Source organism: Kosakonia sp. LAM2021 (genome assembly GCF_016620385.1).
In the GTDB taxonomy this organism is placed as follows: domain Bacteria; phylum Pseudomonadota; class Gammaproteobacteria; order Enterobacterales; family Enterobacteriaceae; genus Kosakonia; species Kosakonia sacchari.
The window spans coordinates 32509-50618 of record NZ_JAENHT010000010.1; the positions used below are offsets into that span (position 1 = coordinate 32509).

At 55.7% G+C, this 18110-nt stretch carries 14 protein-coding genes; 8 read left to right on the top strand and 6 right to left on the bottom strand.

Annotated features, from left to right (window positions below):
* Positions 1–2: 2 nt before the first annotated feature.
* The gene (locus JKP81_RS18870; RefSeq protein ID WP_200552930.1) at positions 3–2195 is read left to right on the top strand and encodes a hypothetical protein; all 2193 of its coding nucleotides are present in this window, start codon (positions 3–5) and stop codon (positions 2193–2195) included.
* A complete protein-coding gene (locus JKP81_RS18875) occupies positions 2165–2902 on the top strand; it encodes a DUF3142 domain-containing protein (RefSeq protein WP_200552931.1) in 738 nt (245 codons plus the stop codon). The genes JKP81_RS18870 and JKP81_RS18875 overlap by 31 nt, the downstream gene beginning before the upstream one ends.
* Here JKP81_RS18875 and cueR read toward each other — a convergent pair.
* Positions 2859–3266 (bottom strand): Cu(I)-responsive transcriptional regulator, encoded by a 408-nt coding sequence (cueR, locus tag JKP81_RS18880; RefSeq protein ID WP_017455692.1) that lies wholly within the window; start codon positions 3264–3266, stop codon positions 2859–2861. The genes JKP81_RS18875 and cueR overlap by 44 nt on opposite strands.
* Positions 3267–3437: 171 nt before the next feature.
* On the opposite strand from cueR, the gene JKP81_RS18885 reads away from it, so the two are divergent.
* The 4 genes from JKP81_RS18885 to ybaK all read left to right on the top strand — a co-directional run bounded on the left by JKP81_RS18885 (position 3438) and on the right by ybaK (position 7852).
* On the top strand, positions 3438–3734 hold the full coding sequence (locus JKP81_RS18885) for a TM2 domain-containing protein (RefSeq protein ID WP_017455691.1): 297 nt from the start codon (positions 3438–3440) through the stop codon (positions 3732–3734).
* Positions 3735–3898: 164 nt separating this feature from the next.
* The gene (copA, locus tag JKP81_RS18890; protein ID WP_200552932.1) at positions 3899–6397 is read left to right on the top strand and encodes a copper-exporting P-type ATPase CopA; all 2499 of its coding nucleotides are present in this window, start codon (positions 3899–3901) and stop codon (positions 6395–6397) included.
* Positions 6398–6483: 86 nt separating this feature from the next.
* Entirely contained in the window at positions 6484–7293 is an 810-nt protein-coding gene (locus tag JKP81_RS18895; protein WP_200552933.1) for a TraB/GumN family protein, read from the top strand.
* Between the two features lie 79 nt (positions 7294–7372).
* Entirely contained in the window at positions 7373–7852 is a 480-nt protein-coding gene (gene ybaK, locus JKP81_RS18900; protein ID WP_017455688.1) for a Cys-tRNA(Pro)/Cys-tRNA(Cys) deacylase YbaK, read from the top strand.
* Between the two features lie 15 nt (positions 7853–7867).
* Here the strand turns inward: ybaK and ushA are convergent, their stop codons facing one another.
* Positions 7868–9475 (bottom strand): bifunctional UDP-sugar hydrolase/5'-nucleotidase UshA, encoded by a 1608-nt coding sequence (ushA, locus tag JKP81_RS18905; RefSeq protein ID WP_370568905.1) that lies wholly within the window; start codon positions 9473–9475, stop codon positions 7868–7870.
* A gap of 215 nt (positions 9476–9690) precedes the next feature.
* Between ushA and JKP81_RS18910 the strand changes: the two genes are divergently transcribed.
* Both JKP81_RS18910 and ybaL read left to right on the top strand, forming a co-directional pair.
* Positions 9691–10890, top strand: coding sequence for an MFS transporter (locus JKP81_RS18910; protein ID WP_200552935.1), 1200 nt, complete (start codon positions 9691–9693; stop codon positions 10888–10890).
* Between the two features lie 229 nt (positions 10891–11119).
* Entirely contained in the window at positions 11120–12796 is a 1677-nt protein-coding gene (gene ybaL / locus JKP81_RS18915; protein WP_200552936.1) for a YbaL family putative K(+) efflux transporter, read from the top strand.
* 77 nt (positions 12797–12873) lie between these two features.
* On the opposite strand, the gene JKP81_RS18920 is transcribed toward ybaL, so the two are convergent.
* From JKP81_RS18920 to htpG, 4 genes are all read right to left on the bottom strand, one after another.
* Entirely contained in the window at positions 12874–14178 is a 1305-nt protein-coding gene (locus tag JKP81_RS18920; protein ID WP_200552937.1) for an inosine/guanosine kinase, read from the bottom strand.
* A gap of 63 nt (positions 14179–14241) precedes the next feature.
* Positions 14242–15204 carry a ferrochelatase gene (gene hemH / locus JKP81_RS18925; protein ID WP_200552938.1) on the bottom strand — a complete coding sequence of 321 codons (963 nt, stop codon included), beginning with the start codon at positions 15202–15204 and terminating at the stop codon, positions 14242–14244.
* A gap of 124 nt (positions 15205–15328) precedes the next feature.
* A complete protein-coding gene (gene adk / locus JKP81_RS18930; RefSeq protein WP_200552939.1) occupies positions 15329–15973 on the bottom strand; it encodes an adenylate kinase in 645 nt (214 codons plus the stop codon).
* Positions 15974–16204: 231 nt separating this feature from the next.
* Positions 16205–18079, bottom strand: coding sequence for a molecular chaperone HtpG (htpG, locus tag JKP81_RS18935; protein ID WP_200552940.1), 1875 nt, complete (start codon positions 18077–18079; stop codon positions 16205–16207).
* Positions 18080–18110 lie beyond the last annotated feature (31 nt).

Genomic DNA, 18110 nt, shown 5'->3' on the forward strand with positions numbered 1-18110 from the left:
GAATGATAAAACGCCGTCGCCTCGCGCTGGGCTTGTGCCTCTCTTTTACCGCCAGCGCAACCGCGCTGGCGTCTTCTGATATCGATAGCTGCACCTGGGGGAGCTCGGGATGTTTCATCACCAGCCCGCCGGTGTTGGGCATTGATACCGATACCCGCGATAACCTGCTGCGCCTGGTGGATGAGCAAAAAGGATTTTTGCCGCTGCGCCAGCCCGTACCGCAAGATTTCACGCGCAGCCGAAGCTTCTATTTCGGTATTCATCACGATGACACTACCGTCCCGGCAGCAACGGCAGAACCTCTTTCCAGTGACGACACCCTGCGCCAGCAAATGAAAGCGCTGGGCATCAAACCTGATGATCAAATTCCTCCGGCGCTGTTGCGCCTGATCGCCGAAGGTGACGCGGCGCAGACAGCAACTGGCGAAGGGTTTGAATCCGATGAGATGGAAAACCGTTTTGTATCGCGCAATAACGAGACACTTTCTGGCTTTTTCGCCGCCCTGCTGGACGAAACGGCGTTGACGCCGGAACAGCGCCTGGCGCTGGCGAAAGCGCGGGCGGCGGCGGACGGTCGCGGTGAAGTCATCATTGATTCGCTGAGCTTCCCGGAAGGTTCAGTTGCTCTTGGTTTCCGTACCTATTTACACGGCGCTAACGCTTTCTATGCCGGTGATTATGAGGCCGCAGCGCAGGATTTTACTTCGCTCGCCAGCAGCCCGCAGCCGTGGCTTGCCGAAACAGCGAGTTATATGCTGATGCGCACCGCGCTCAACGCCAGTAGCGCTAATGCCAACGGTGAATATGGCGATTTTGACGTTACAAAAGTGGATAAAGCCCAGGCGCAGAAAGCGTGGGATGCGGCGCTTTATTATCTGAAAAGCTGGCCGCAGGGTCGCTACGCAGAATCGGCTCAGGGGATGTTGCGCCGCATCAACTGGTATTTACAGGACTGGAATGCGCTGGCGGCGCTCTACGAACAGGCGCTGGCACAGACGGCCAGCGGGGATGCGTTAATCGCGCTGGTGAATGAAAGCGACAACAAACTCCTCGAATGGGGCGGTGATGATTTTATCAGCACGCCGGATGCCTCGCTGATGACCTTTATACTGACGCTGCGCCGCCTGCGCGATAACAAATGCGATGAAAAGCATCCCTGTATCGATCAAGCCTGGCTTGATCGCATCAAAGCCGATTTCGACAAAAATAAACGCGGCGATCTGTGGAATTACCTGCGTCTGAAACTGGCTTTCAGCAAACGGGATTACGCCACCGTGCGCAGCGCCATCACCCCTGCGCAAACGCTGGCACCGCACAATATCCTCGCGTTTAGCGAACAAGTGCTGTACGGCGAAGCGCTGATGGCGGAAAAACAGTGGCCGGAGGCCAAAGCGCACTGGCTGCATCTTTTGGAGCTGAGCAAAGATGTCGAACAGCAGCAGTTGCTGCAGGCCAAACTAGCGGCAACGCTGGTGGAAAGCGACACGCTGGCGCAGATTTTTACTCCAGACAGCAAGGTCACAAATCTGCGTTACCGCTCCTTAGTGCTGAAAACCAAAGCGCCACGCGAGTTGCTGCGCCAGCAAGCCAGCAACGGTCCGAATAACGAAGAGCGCACCATTGCACTGCACACGCTGCTGACACGTGATTTAACTGAAGGGCATTACGCCGACTGGTTACAAGACAAAAAACTGATCGACGCAATCGCACCGCCGGTCACTGGCGAAGCGTTTGATGACGTCAACCTGAGCGCATTTGGCTGGAAAGGCACCGACAAAGAGAACGTTTATGTCTGTGCCGCGCTGGAAAAAACGGTCACCACTCTGAGCCAGAAAGCGCAGGATGGCCATGCGCTGAACTGCCTGGGTGAGTTCTTCCGCATCACGCAAACCCGCGTTAACCGGGAAACCGACCAGTGGGGTAACGACGCGCTGGACGACGCAACAAAACTTAACGCTGCGCCCGGCGTCGCGCATCGTCTGGCCTGGTACCAGCAGGTTATCAACGACGCCAAAGCCGAGCCGGAAGATAAGAGCTACGCGCTGTATCGCGCCGTGATGTGTTATGCCCCCTCCGGTTATAACGATTGCGGCGGCGAAGACGTCGATAAATCCGTGCGTAAAGCATGGTTCCAGCAACTGAAAAGCCGTTATCCGGGAAGCGTATGGGCCAAAGAGCTCAAATATTACTGGTAATGGCATTGGCAGGCGCGCTGCTCTTCCCTGCGGCGTTATCCGCTCAGGGGAAGGCAGCGTACTGGTTATGGTCTGGCGTGCGACCCACGCAAACGCTGCGTGATGCCGATATTGTCTACTTGCACCAGGGCGATGTCGTCACCGTTGCCGGTCAAACCGTGTTCGAGCGTAAAGGGTTACCGGTCAACCAGCTTACGTTTCCGCGCATCTGGCTCACGGTACGTTTTACCACGCTGGACGTGTCGGATGCGCTGTTGTTACGTCTCACCCGGCTGTTAGCTCGCTGGCAAGCGGCGGGAAACCATGTCGTCGGGTTGCAGGTGGATTTCGATGCCGCCACTCACCGCCTTGGCGATTACACGCTGTTTTTGCACCGTCTGCGCCAGACGCTGCCAGCAGACTACGCGCTGGGCGTCACCGGATTGCTGGACTGGGCGAAAACCGGCAGCGTGCAAACCCTTAACGCATTGCCGGTAGATGAACTGGTGGTGCAGAGCTATCAGGGGCGCAGCACCGTGGCGAATTACACCGCCTACCTGCCCGCACTTTTAGCGTTACGCATCCCGTTTAAACTGGGGCTGGTGCAGAACGGCGCGCGTGATATCAGCGAAGAGCAGCAACTCGCCGCATCCCCGTGGTATCGCGGCACGGTGACATTTATGCTCAACCCTTCGCGTGGTGGCAGCAGCCAGAAAGGTTATCAATAATCGGGCAATCGGCGCTGTCGTCGCCGGGGCAGGAATCCGCCAGAGCCAGCAGTTGCACACGCATCTGTTGCAGTTCGCCAATATGCCGCTCGATCTCGGCCACTTTCTGTAACGTGCGCGCTTTAACATCTGCGCTATGACGGGCTGGGTTATTAAACAGATTTACCAGCTCACCGCACTCTTCGAGATTAAACCCGACCTGCCGCGCCTGGCGCAGCAGCGTCAGCTCGTTCAGGTGTTGTTGGTTGTAGCTGCGGTAGCCGTTTTCGCTGCGCAGCGGCGGTGTCACCAGCCCTTTCTCTTCATAGAAGCGAATCGCTTTACTGGTTAAACCGGTTCTTTTTGCCACATCGCTGATATTCACGTTTCCCCCTCACTGCCAGAACCTGAGTTAATCACTATAAATGGGCGCCATGTAATAAAACAAATATATCCATATTGTTAATGGTTTTTTATTTACCCACCTCGCCGCTTCGCTATAACATGTGGCCGGATATTTCTAAGAATGATAAATGATTTACACACAGGAGTGGTTATGAGTGATATGGCGTTTTGCCGTGGTTGCGGAAAGCAAATACATAAAGAAGCGGTGGCTTGCCCGCAGTGCGGCGCGCCTCAAAACACCGCCGGGAAGAAAAGCCGAATTTCTGCTGCGCTGTTCGCCTTCTTTTTAGGTGGATTTGGCGCGCATAAATTTTATTTAGGGAAACCATGGCAGGGGATCCTTTATCTTCTGTTTTGCTGGACCTTTATTCCGGCGATCATCTCTTTCATCGAATTTATTATTTACCTGTGCAACTCCGATCAGGAATTTGCCCGTAAATATGGTTGAGTTTTACCCCGCCGGTAATAAACAAACCCCGCCTTGTGCGGGGTTTGTCGTTTATGGAACACCTGCCGCCTCTTTGTGATGATAAAACCTTGACCTTCCCCTTGATGGAAGGTTTAAGCTTCTACACAGTCACTATTGAAGCACCACAACTAAGGAGATTAAGTATGTCTCATACCATAGCGCTAGACCTGGATGGCCTCTCCTGCGGCCATTGCGTAAAACGCGTCAAAGAGAGCCTGGAAAAACGCCCGGATGTAGAACAGGCAGACGTCACCATTGAACGTGCGGAAGTCACCGGCAGCGCCAGCGCTGACGCGCTGATCGAAACCATCAAAGAAGCCGGATACGGTGCGAGCTTAAGCCACCCAAAGGCTAAACCGCTGGCAGAGTCATCACTCCCGTCGGAAGCACTGACAGCGGCCACACCTGAGCTTCCGGCAGCCAGCGAGCTTGATGACAGCCAACAGTTGTTGATCAACGGCATGAGCTGCGCCAGTTGTGTCTCCCGGGTGCAAAAGGCCTTACAGGCCGTACCGGGCGTTACGCAGGCACGGGTCAATCTGGCGGAGCGCACCGCGCTGGTCATGGGCAGTGCCCCCGCCGCTGAATTAGTCAGCGCCGTAGAGAACGCAGGCTATGGCGCTGAAGCCATTGAAGATGACATCAAGCGCCGCGAGCGCCAGCAGGAAACCGCGCTCGCCACCATGAAGCGCTTCCGCTGGCAGGCGATTGTCGCGCTGCTGGTTGGCGTGCCGATCATGGTGTGGGGCATGCTCGGCGATAATATGATGGTCACCGACACCAACCGCTCGCTGTGGCTGGTGCTCGGTGTGGTCACGTTAGCGGTCATGATCGTGGCGGGCGGCCATTTTTATACCAGTGCCTGGAAAAGCCTGCGTAACGGCACGGCGACCATGGATACACTGGTGGCACTCGGGACTGGCGCGGCCTGGCTCTACTCCATGAGCGTCAATATCTGGCCGCAGTGGTTCCCGATGGAAGCCCGGCACCTCTATTACGAAGCCAGCGCAATGATCATCGGTTTGATTAACCTCGGTCACATGCTGGAAGCACGTGCGCGCCAGCGTTCGTCTAAAGCGCTTGAGCGGTTATTAGATTTAACCCCGCCCACCGCACGCGTGGTCACCGCCGACGGCGAGAAAAACGTGCCGCTGGCAGACGTTCAGCCGGGCATGACGCTGCGCCTGACGACCGGCGATCGTGTGCCGGTTGACGGTGAAATCAGCCAGGGTGAAGCCTGGTTCGACGAAGCCATGCTTACCGGCGAACCGGTGCCACAGGAAAAAAGCACCGGCGAGAGCATTCATGCCGGGACGGTAGTGCAGGACGGCAGCGTGTTGTTTACCGCCAGCGCCGTCGGCAGCCACACCACGCTGTCACGCATTATTCGCATGGTGCGCCAGGCACAAAGCAGTAAGCCGGAGATCGGCCAGCTTGCTGACCGTATTTCCGCCGTGTTTGTGCCAGTGGTGGTCGCTATCGCCTTATTCAGCGGCGCTATCTGGTACTTTTTCGGTCCCGCGCCGCAAATTGTCTATACGCTGGTCATCGCCACCACGGTGCTGATTATCGCCTGCCCTTGTGCGCTGGGGCTGGCAACGCCGATGTCGATTATCTCCGGCGTCGGTCGCGCGGCGGAGTTTGGCGTGCTGGTTCGCGATGCCGATGCACTGCAACGCGCCAGCACGCTCGATACCATCGTGTTTGATAAAACCGGCACCCTGACGCGCGGCAAACCGGAAGTGGTGAGCGTGAAAACGCTGGATATCGACGACGCGACGGCACTGCGCCTGGCGGCGGCACTGGAGCAAGGTTCCAGCCATCCGCTGGCGCGAGCGATTATCGAAAAAGCAGGCGCGGAAACGCTGCCGATGGTCAGTCAGTTCCGTACACTGCGCGGGCTGGGCGTGAGCGGTGAGGTCGACGGGCACAGTGTGCTGCTTGGCAACCAGGCGCTGCTGGCTGAACAAAACGTGGATACCCGCGCGCTTGACGAAGAGCTTAACGCTCAGGCAAGCCTGGGTGCCACGCCGGTACTGCTGGCGATTGACGGGAAAGCCGTGGCGCTGCTGGCGATCCGCGATCCGCTACGCGAAGACAGCATTGATGCGCTGCAACGTCTGCACCGTGAAGGCTACCGCCTGGTGATGCTGACCGGTGACAACCCCACCACCGCCAATGCCATCGCCAGAGAAGCCGCTATTGATGAGGTGATCGCCGGCGTGCTGCCGGACGGCAAAGCCGAAGCGATCAAAAATCTGCAAGAGCAAGGCCGCCAGGTGGCGATGGTTGGGGACGGGATTAACGACGCACCCGCGCTGGCGCAGGCGGACGTGGGGATCGCGATGGGCGGTGGCAGCGATGTGGCAATTGAAACTGCCGCCATCACGCTGATGCGCCACAGCTTGCAGGGCGTTGCCGATGCGCTGGCGATCTCCAAAGCGACGCTGCGCAACATGAAACAGAACCTGCTCGGCGCGTTTGTTTATAACTCGCTGGGTATTCCGATTGCGGCAGGCATTCTCTGGCCGCTGACCGGCACATTGCTCAACCCGGTGGTCGCAGGCGCGGCCATGGCGCTCTCGTCCATTACCGTGGTCAGCAACGCCAACCGGTTATTGCGCTTTAAACCCCACCAGTAAATACCACAACCCCGCCGTTTATCCGGTGGGGTTTGCACCTTCTGGCCGCGCGCGCTAGCATGAGATTTTTCACTCTGGAAGCGCGTATGAGCCTGTTTCAACGATTGAAAACCTTTTTTCTTGCGCTTCGTGTGCCTCATTACCGCTGGCCTGCACTGGATGTTGATTTGCCCGGCGGTCGCCATCTGCACCTGGTGGGCAGTATTCACATGGGCACCTACGGCATGTCGCCGCTCCCGGCACAACTGCTGCAAAAAATGCGCGATGCCGACGCGCTTATCGTGGAAGCGGATATCGCCGGGTCGGATTCACCGTTCGACAATCTGCCACCCGCCGAACCGCTCGAACAGCGCCTTCCCGCAGAACTTCTTGCCCAACTCGACAACACGCTGCAAACCCTGTCGCTTCACCGAGATGAATTCAACCAGCGGCCCGCCTGGCATATCGCGCTGGTGTTGCAGGCCACGCAGGCACAGCGGCTGGGGCTACGCCCGGAGTACGGCATCGACTACCAGTTGTTGCAGGCGGCGCAGCAATATCAGGTGAAAGTAATGGAACTGGAAGGCACGAGCAGCCAGCTGGATATCCTGCGCAAGTTGCCGGACGAAGGAAATGAACTGTTGCAGGATACCCTGACTCACTGGCATGAAAATGCGCGTTTATTACAGGTGATGATGAGCTGGTGGCTGGAAAATCCGCCTGCGGAAGATGAACTGACGCTGCCATCAACGTTCAGCCAGCCACTGCATGATGTGTTGATGCACCAGCGCAACCAGGCGTGGTGCGAGCGTTTATTTGCACTGCCGCCAGGGCGCTATGTAGTGGCAGCGGGCGCCCTGCATCTGTATGGCGAAGGGAACTTACCGGCGCTGCTGCGCGAAAGAGCGGCGCAATAGCGCAAGATGGTACTATTTTCGCGCACGCGAGCAGGCGTATGCTAAGCGCCGTGAGATGACCGTGGTAAGAAGGATTATTATGACACCCGCCGTGAAGTTACTCGAAAAAAACAAGGTTCCCTTTCAGGTGCACACTTACGATCACGATCCCAATGAAACCAACTTTGGTGATGAAGTGGTGCGCAAGCTGGGACTGAACGCCGATCAGGTCTATAAAACGCTGCTGGTGGCGATCAATGGCGATATGAAACACCTTGCCGTTGCGGTCACGCCGGTTGCCGGGCAGTTAGATCTGAAAAAAGTCGCCAAAGCGCTTGGCGCGAAAAAAGTCGATATGGCCGATCCGCTGGTCGCCCAGCGCACCACTGGCTATCTGGTAGGCGGTATCAGCCCGTTGGGGCAGAAAAAACGTCTGCCGACGCTGATTGATGCCCCCGCGCAAGGCTTCGCTTCCATTTATGTTTCCGGCGGCAAACGCGGGCTGGATATTGAACTGGCAGCGAGCGATCTGGCAAAAATGCTGGACGCGAAATTTGCCGATATCGCCCGCCGCGATTGACGGATGAGGAGCTGGTTACTGCCAGCTCACCTCCCCTTTAGGTTCGTAAGCATTCACATCCAGTGGTGAGTTTTTCTGGATGTACTCTTTCAGCACTTCAGCGTCAATAAAACCGGTATTCACATAGCCTGCTTTATCATCCAGACGAGGATAGCCATCGCCACCGGTTGCGTTGAAACTGAGCGTCGCCAGTCGGTAGCTTTTCGCCGGGTCGACCGGTTCGCCTTTGATTTTGAGATCGTTCAGCTTGCCATCTTTCGCCACAAAACTGACGTTGGCGAACTGCGGATACGCACCTGAATCCGGCTTCATCTGTGCCACCGCGGTGAGGTAATCTGTGAGCTCTTTACCGGTCAGGTTGACATAAACCAGCGTGTTGCCAAACGGCTGCACTTTCAGCACGTCTTTGTAAGTGATGTCGCCCGCTTCGATAGAGTCACGCACGCCGCCGCCGCTCATCAGCGCCAGATCCGCGCCGGTACGCGCCATTTGTGCAGCGAGGATCACATGTGCGAGGTTGGTCTGCACAAAGCGCACTTTGCTGCGATCGCCTTCCAGATGACCATTCGCGTTACCTATTTTCACCTCTAACTGCGCTTTACCTTTGTTCTGGAACGGCGTTAACAGGGAGAGCATCTGCGGGTTTTCGGCAATTTCCGGCGTGTAGAGTACGCGCTCGCTTTTGCCGTTGTCGTAGGTGACTTTCTTCTTCAGGTTGACCGGAATCAACTGATAACGTACCAGTTTCATTTCGCCGTTACGGAACTGGAAATCCGCGCGTCCGACATATTTGCCCCACTCATGCGCCTGCACAATCCAGATGCCGTTTTGCTGATCCGGCGCACATGGAGTTCCAGGCACGTAATCGACCTGTTTTTTATTCTCTGACGCCATGCAGACCGGATCTTGTGAGTGACCACCCACAATCATTGCCAGCGCGCCTTTTGGCAGGCTGCGCGCCATCTCGACATCGCCCGGCGCATTTGAGCCGTGCTCGCCGTTGTCGTAATGGCCCATATGCGTTGTCGCCAGAATTACATCCGGTTTTTCGTTTTGATTCAGCTCAGAAATCACCAGCTTCGCTTCGTCGGCCGGTTTACGGAATTCGATATCGGTGAAAAACTCCGGGTTGCCGATTTTCGCCGTGTCGTCGGTGGTTAACCCAATAACGGCAATTTTCAGCCCCTGACGATTAAATATCATCCACGGCTTAAACAGGCGCTCGCCGGTACTTTTCTGGTAAATGTTGGCGGAAAGGAACGGGAACTTGGCCCATTTTTCCTGCTGGCGCAGTACGCTAAGCGGGTTGTCGAACTCATGGTTGCCTACGGCCATCGCATCGTAGCCAATCAGGTTCATTCCGCGAAAGTCGGGTTCGGCATCCTGCAAGTCCGATTCCGGCACCCCGGTGTTGATATCACCGCCGGAAAGCAGCAGCACACTGCCGCCTTCGGCCGCCACCTCTTTGCGAATGCCATCAACCAACGTTTTCTGCGCCGATAAACCATATTCGCCGTAATCACTGCGCCAGAAATGACCGTGATGATCGTTGGTATGCAGAATGGTGATGTTATAGGTCTTATCCTGCTCGTAAGCCTGTACCTGCCAGCTGGCAACGCCCATCGCCGCCAGCAGCCCCAGCGTAATGCTCTTCTTTAACAATCTCATGCTTCCCTCCCTGACCCATTGATAAACTGAGAAATTACAGCGCCTGCAAATAATAGACAAATATGTATTCAGAATCGCAACTTCCTTCAAACTTTCAGCAAAGGTATGGTAATCAGAGAATCATTACCGTGCTTTATCCTTAACCTCTTCTGACAACATACGTGGTATTTATGGCAATCAGTGAAACGTCGCAGACATCGCCTGCTGCGCGCACCTCGTTCGGTATTCTTGGCGCTATCAGCCTCTCGCATCTGCTTAACGATATGATTCAGTCGCTGCTGCTGGCGATTTATCCGCTACTACAGGCCGATTTTTCCCTGTCGTTTGTGCAGATTGGCTTTATCACGCTGACCTTCCAGGTCGCCTCCTCGCTGCTCCAGCCGGTAGTGGGCTATTTGACCGATAAACACCCGATGCCGTGGTCGCTGCCCATCGGTATGTGTTTCACCTTAAGCGGTCTGGTGCTGCTGGCACTGGCGGGGAGTTTTACCACTGTGCTGATCGCTGCCGCGCTGGTAGGAACGGGGTCATCGGTTTTCCACCCGGAATCGTCGCGCGTGGCGCGCATGGCGTCTGGCGGACGTCACGGACTGGCGCAATCCATCTTTCAGGTCGGCGGCAACTTTGGTGCCTCGCTTGGGCCATTACTGGCGGCTGTGATCATTGCGCCTTACGGCAAAGGCAATGTTGCCTGGTTTGTGCTGGCTGCCCTGCTGGCGATTATTGTGCTGATGCAGGTAAGCCGCTGGTACGCCGCGCAGCACCGGGTGAATAAAGGTAAAAAGCCCATTTCCGTGAGCAATCCGCTGCCACGTAATAAAGTGGTGCTGGCGGTTTGTGTGCTGCTGATCCTGATTTTCTCGAAATACTTCTATATGGCGAGCATTAGCAGCTATTTCACCTTTTATTTAATGCAAAAGTTTGATTTGTCGGTGCAAAATGCCCAGATGCATCTGTTTATCTTCCTGTTTGCGGTTGCGGCAGGTACGGTCATTGGTGGGCCACTGGGCGATAAGATTGGCAGAAAATATGTGATTTGGGGCTCTATCCTCGGTGTCGCGCCGTTTACCCTTCTTTTACCCTACGCCACACTCTTCTGGACCGGGATTTTGACGGTGATTATTGGTTTCGTACTCGCCTCCGCCTTTTCAGCCATTCTTGTCTATGCACAGGAGCTGTTACCAGGTCGTATTGGCATGGTTTCCGGACTGTTTTTTGGTTTTGCCTTCGGGATGGGCGGTCTTGGCGCTGCGGTGTTGGGGCTGGTTGCCGATCATACCAGCATTGAGTTGGTCTATAAAATATGTGCTTTCCTGCCATTACTCGGGATTCTAACCATATTCCTGCCCGATAACCGCCCACAACACTGATTTCCACACGGCCAAAGTGGTACTTTGGCCGCCGCTTTCTCTTGCCTGCCTGCCCCTGGCGCGTGATTTCTGTCACGGACACCCAGCTTATTATCTTTTTTCAGCCAAATTGCCATTTTCTTCATAATTCAACAATTATTCATAAACATACTGGCGAAAATTGTCATAAACTGTAACGCAGTTGTCGGTTTTTAACCGCGGGATCCACGCACCAACGAAAGGAGACGGAATGCATCACGCCACACCGCTTATCACCACCATTGTCGGCGGCCTTGTGCTCGCTTTTATCCTCGGCATGCTTGCCAATAAACTGCGTATTTCGCCACTGGTGGGCTACCTGTTAGCGGGTGTATTGTCCGGGCCGTTTACGCCGGGTTTTGTCGCCGATACCCAACTCGCGCCTGAGCTGGCGGAGCTGGGCGTGATTTTGCTGATGTTCGGCGTCGGGCTGCATTTCTCACTGAAGGATCTGATGGCGGTAAAGTCCATCGCCATTCCCGGTGCGATCGCGCAGATTGCTGTTGCGACGCTACTGGGTATGGCGCTTTCCGCAATGCTGGATTGGTCACTGATGACCGGCATCGTTTTTGGGCTCTGTCTCTCCACCGCCAGTACCGTGGTACTGCTGCGCGCGCTTGAGGAGCGGCAGCTTATCGACAGCCAGCGTGGGCAAATCGCCATCGGCTGGCTGATTGTGGAAGATCTGGTGATGGTGTTAACGCTGGTGTTGCTGCCTGCCGTCGCCGGAATGGTGGAAAAAGGCAATGTCGGGCTGGCGTCGCTGGCGGTGGATATGGGTATCACCATCGGTAAAGTGGTGGCCTTTATCGCCATCATGATGCTGGTTGGCCGCCGTCTGGTACCGTGGATTATGGCGCGCAGCGCAGCAACGGGTTCTCGCGAGCTGTTTACGCTCTCCGTGCTGGCGCTGGCGCTCGGTATCGCTTTTGGTGCGGTGGAATTGTTTGATGTTTCGTTTGCGCTGGGCGCGTTCTTCGCCGGGATGGTGCTCAACGAATCCGAGCTCAGCCACCGTGCGGCGCACGATACACTGCCGCTGCGCGACGCGTTTGCGGTGCTGTTCTTTGTCTCCGTCGGTATGCTGTTTGATCCGCTGGTTCTCATCGAGCAACCGCTGGCGGTGCTCGCTACGCTGGCGATCATCATCTTTGGTAAATCCGTTGCTGCATTCCTGCTGGTGCGCATGTTTGGTCACTCGCCGCGCACCGCGCTGACCATTGCCGCAAGCCTTGCGCAGATCGGCGAGTTCGCCTTTATTCTGGCAGGCCTCGGCATGTCGCTGAACCTGCTGCCGCAGGCCGGGCAAAATCTGGTGCTGGCGGGCGCTATCCTGTCGATTATGCTCAACCCGGTGCTGTTTACCCTGCTGGAAAAATACCTCGATAAAACTGAGACGCTGGAAGAGCAAACGCTGGAAGAGGCCATCGAAGAAGAGAAACAGATCCCAGTGGATATCTGCAACCACGCTTTGCTGGTAGGTTTTGGCCGCGTCGGCAGTCTGCTGGGTGAAAAACTGATGGCGCAGGGCATTCCGCTGGTGGTGATTGAAACGTCACGTACTCGCGTGGATGAACTGCGTGAACGTGGCATTCGCGCGGTGCTGGGCAATGCCGCCAACGAAGAGATCATGAACCTGGCGCATCTCGATTGCGCCCGCTGGCTGCTGCTGACCATTCCGAACGGTTACGAAGCCGGGGAGATTGTCGCCACCGCGCGTGAGAAGTGCCCGCATATTGAAATTATCGCCCGCGCGCACTACGACGATGAAGTGGATTACATCACCGAACGTGGCGCGAATCAGGTGGTCATGGGCGAGCGCGAAATCGCCAACACCATGCTGACATTACTGGAAAAACCACCGGTCGAAGAAGCCGTAACGGGTTAATAAAGAAGGCCGGAGTGCTTACGCGGCTCCGGCCATGTTTCATCTTCTTGTCTGCCCGGCTTCGTCGGGCAATCATCTTAACGTTCCCAGTACGCCTCTTCGAGGCTGTCTTCGCGTTCCGGCAGACCGCGCGTTAAACGCGGCGAATGCTGGTTCAGCACCTGATAACTGACGCGGTTGGCATATTTGCACACCTGCGCCAGCGAAGAGTACGTCAACCAGTTGAATTTGTGCTTGCTGGAGTTCGGCACGTTGGAGCGGTGATAGTTGTTGGCGGTAATGTCATGCAGCAACGCCGCCAGCGCGCCATCGCCCGCGCCGTTGGTATTCATAATTTTTTCCGGCCCGCCCATATATGGCGCAATATGCGAGTAAATGCGCAGCGGATGTTCACAATCTTTGTGGCGCAGCGCACGGCTGAACTCGTACTGGTTGAATTCGGCAATCGCCCCCGGCAGCAACGGATGCTGCGTTTTGCGCTTCGCTTCATCTTCGGTGAAACCGGCCATATACAGGCCAATTGGGCCTGCGGTACACAGTACGAGATCAACCCAATCCAGCGCTTTATCAGCCGCCTGCAGCGGATCGCTTTCGCCAGTCAGCGCCTGACCTTCCTCTTCATTCATAGCCAGAATCGAGACGTTCTCTTTGAGGAAATCGCGCCACCACTGCGGGTTATCGGCAATCACATATTTGGTGCCAAGCGTCAGCACCACCGGCACATTATGCTTTTTGGCGTAGGCCACTGCCTGCATGGTGGCTTCCGGCATCGGCTCGCCGGGATTACAGCGTACCAGATAAGAGGAGAGCACCAGCGCGGACGCCCCGGCGATCACCGCTTCCGGAATGCTCTCCGGGCGCAACTGGTTCATATGGCCAGGGCTGATAGCAAAGGTGCGCTCGCCGCTGTCGCTAATCAGCGTGAAACAGCGGCCAATCGCGCCATCAACGCCTTGCAGGTAGTTGAGATCGGTACGGCTGGAGGTGTTACACAGGTAACGGTAGGCATAACTGCCGATTTGCACGTTGTCGCACATGACGCCAAGCAGCACCGAGCGGTCATCCGCCAGCACCGAGTAGTTATGCATGGTGTTGCCAATGGTGCCACCCGCAAACTGGTGAGTGATCAGGTCGTTACTGACCAGTTCCTGGTAGAGCGCTTCCGCGACATCGTCAGCGATCACCAGCGAATGACCCGCACTGAGGCCGTAACGGGTAATAAACGCATCATCCACTTTCGCCTCGATATCCACCAGCGTCTGATCGATACCGACTACCCAACACGTACCGGATTCGCTCTCGGGCTGAATTTGCTGTAACAGCGGGTCGCGGGCATTAACGGGGAAATAGTGTTTGGATTTACGTTTACCGGGAAATTTCATGATTGTAATAAGCGCTATACATTCGGGCTGGGAATGTTAACACACTCTCAGCCCGCCCTGCGATCAGCGATATTTAGCCGTCAGATTGACCATCATCTCGATATGTTCAGGAGAATCATTAAGCGCCGGAATGTACTCATATTTTTCGCCACCGGCTTCCAGGAAGAATTCGCGGTTTTGCACGGCGATCTCTTCCAGCGTTTCCAGACAGTCGGCTGCAAAACCCGGAGACATCACCTGAATATGCTTCACACCTTTTTCGCCGAGCATCTTCAGCGTTTCATCGGTGTATGGCGTCAACCACGGCTCGCGGCCAAAGCGTGACTGGAACGTCATCATCACTTTTTCCGGCGGTAAGTCGAGCGCGGACACCAGCTCGCGCGTCGTATCGCGACAGCGCTGCGGGTAATCATCCCCTTCTGCTGCATAACGCTGGGGAATGCCGTGGTAAGAAAGCAGCAATAAATCCGGCTCGCCATGCTGCGCAAACGAGGCACGCACGCTGTTGGCGAGCGCAGCGATGTAATCCGCATTGTCGGCATAGTCGCGAATAAAAGAGACGCCCGGAATATGGCGCTTTTTCGCCAGAATGCGCGCCAGCTCGTCCCACACGGCGGCAACGGTGGAACAGGAGTATTGCGGGTAGAGCGACAGCACCACAATATGCTCGACCTCTTGTGCCAGCAGTTCATTGACCGCGCTTTCCAGCGACGGCGAACCGTAACTCATGCCAAGCACCACCGGCACGTCAGGCAAGCGCGCTGCCAGGGCCCGCTGCTGCCTGCGGCTGTAAACCATCAGCGGTGAGCCCTCTTCCATCCAGACAGATTGATAGAGTTTGGCGACGCGGGGAGAACGAATAGGCAGGATCACACCGCGAAGTAGCGGCCACCACAATAAACGCGGCGTATCGACCACGCGTCTGTCACTCAAGAATTGCCGCAGATAGCGTTTCACCGCTTCGGGGGTCGGGGCATCGGGAGTGCCCAGATTGGCAAGCAGGATGCCGGTTTTCGCCTGACTCATTCACGCCTCTTAACCTTTTGAATGGTTGGTAATTGTAGCGTAAAAGCGGTTAAACGGAACCCATTGCTGCGATAGGTAAGATGAGAAAAATTCTCACCCGGAGAGTCCGGGTGAGCGGGCGCGATTAGCCGAGGATTTTTTCCAGCTCTGCGCGTACATCAGCAACGGCTTTGGTACCGTCAACTTTAGCGTATTGGGTGTTACCCGCCTGCGCTTCTTTCTGGTAGTAGCCGATCAGCGGCGCGGTCATCTGATGGTATTCCACCAGGCGTTTACGCACGGTCTCTTCCTGATCGTCTTTACGCGTGGTCAGCTCTTCGCCGGTCACGTCGTCTTTGCCTTCTACTTTCGGCGGATTGAATTTGATGTGGTAAACGCGCCCGGAAGCAGCGTGAACGCGGCGGCCGATAATGCGATCGACGATCAGCTCGTCCGGCACGTCGAACTCAAGTACGAAATCAACCTTGATACCGGCTTCTTTCATCGCGTCCGCTTGTGGAATGGTGCGCGGAAAACCGTCCAGCAGGAAGCCGTTGCGGCAATCTTCCTGGGCAATACGCTCTTTCACCAGCGCGATTACCAGCTCGTCAGTGACCAGCTTGCCCGCGTCCATGATGTCTTTTGCCTGTTTGCCCAGTTCGCTGCCAGATTTAACAGCGGCGCGCAGCATGTCACCGGTAGAGATTTGCGGAATACCGTATTTCTCCATGATGAACTGAGCCTGAGTTCCTTTACCCGCGCCCGGAGCGCCAAGCAGAATAATACGCATTGCGAAAATCCCCTCAAATGTTGGTTCAATTTTTCAAAAAGCGCTAAAAGATAACACCAGAATGACCGGCGCTCAAGGAAGCGGGATCGGCTGAAACGGTTAATGATACGTTTTCTTAAGGTGCGTGAGACTCAGAAAGGAAAGTGCCCGGTAACATCGAGGGAGACAAGATTCGGAGGTGTGGAGATAAAAAAGGGAGGCCTGAGGCCTCCCTGAACGACAAGTTTCTGCTTATGAAACCAGCAACTGGTTCATGCGGCGAATAAACTGGTTCGGATCTTCCAGCGTACCGCGTTCGGCGAACAGCGCCTGATCCAGCAACAACTCAACCCATTCGTTAAACTGGGTTTCGTCTTGTGTATCCGCCGCGCGTTTCACCAGGGCGTGGTCCGGGTTGAGCTCGAAAATGTATTTCACTTCCGGCGCATTCTGACCCGCAGCGGCGAACAGTTTCGCCATCTGGGTGCTCATCTCGTCAGCATCGGTCACGACAACGGCTGGCGTATCGGTCAGACGGTGGGTAAGACGCACTTCTTTCACGCGCTCACCGAGCAGGGATTTAACGCGCTCAACGAACGGCTCCAGCGCTTTTTCAGCTTCTTTAGTGCTTTCATCCACTTCGTCTGCCAGTTTATCCAGCGAAGCGTCAGCTTTGGCAACAGACTGGAACGGCTTGCCGTCGAACTCGGTCAGGTAGCTCATCATCCACTCGTCGATGCGATCGGAAAGCAGCAGCACTTCGATGCCTTTCTTACGCAGCAGCTCCAGATGCGGGCTGCTCTTCGCTGCGGCGTAGCTGTCGGCAGTGATGAAGTAGATTTTTTCCTGCCCTTCTTTCATGCGCGACACATACTCTTCCAGCGACACAGTTTGTGCGGAGGAGTCGTTATGCGTGGAGGCAAAGCGCAGCAGTTTGGCGATGTTTTCCAGGTTCGCGTGATCTTCGCCCGCGCCCTCTTTCAGCACCAGGCCAAACTGTTGCCAGAAGGTCTGGTATTTTTCCGCGTCATCTTTCGCCAGTTTTTCCAGCATTTGCAGCACGCGTTTGGTCAGCGCGGTGCGCAGGCTGCGCGTGACGCTGCTGTCCTGCAGGATTTCACGCGAAACGTTGAGCGGCAGATCGTTGGAATCAACAAGGCCGCGCACAAAGCGCAGGTAGTTCGGCATGAACTGTTCGGCTTCATCCATGATAAACACGCGTTGAACGTAGAGTTTCAGGCCATGTTTATGATCGCGGTTCCACATATCCCACGGGGCCTGCGACGGAATGTAAAGCAGGCTGGTGTACTCCTGCTTACCTTCCACACGGTTGTGGCTCCAGATCAGCGGATCGGTAAAGTCGTGGGAGATATGTTTGTAGAACTCGTTGTATTCGTCGTCTTTAATTTCCGCTTTGTTACGCGTCCACAGCGCCTGCGCTTTGTTGATTTTCTCCCAGGAGACCACGGTTTCGCCGTCTTTCTCTTCCTGTTTTTCGATCTCTACCGGCAGGGCGATATGGTCGGAATATTTGCTGATGATTGAGCGAACGCGCCAGTCATTGAGGAAATCGTCTTCCCCTTCACGCAGGTGCAACGTGATTTCGGTGCCGCGATCGGCTTTAGTGATATCGGCAACGGTATATTCACCTGCGCCTTCGGATTCCCAGAACACGCCGTTTTCAGCGCTTTCACCCGCCGCGCGGGTGCGCACGGTGACTTTATCGGCAACGATAAATGCCGAATAGAAACCGACGCCGAACTGACCAATCAGCTGGCTGTCTTTCGCCTGATCGGAACCCATTGATTCCAGAAACGCCTTGGTGCCCGATTTTGCAATCGTCCCCAGGTGGTCGATCACTTCATCACGCGTCATACCAATGCCGTTATCGGCAATGGTCAGCGTACGGTTCTCTTTATCAAAGGAGACGCGCACGTGCAGATCGCCATCGCCTTCGTACAGTTCCGGTTTGGACAGCGCGCGAAAACGCAGTTTGTCCGCCGCATCCGAGGCGTTGGAGATAAGCTCACGCAGGAAGATTTCTTTGTTCGAATAAAGAGAATGGATCATCAAGTGCAGAAGCTGTTTCACTTCAGACTGAAAACCGCGAGTTTCTTGTCCTTTCATTGGGAAAACCTCAACAATGCCATTTACAAGG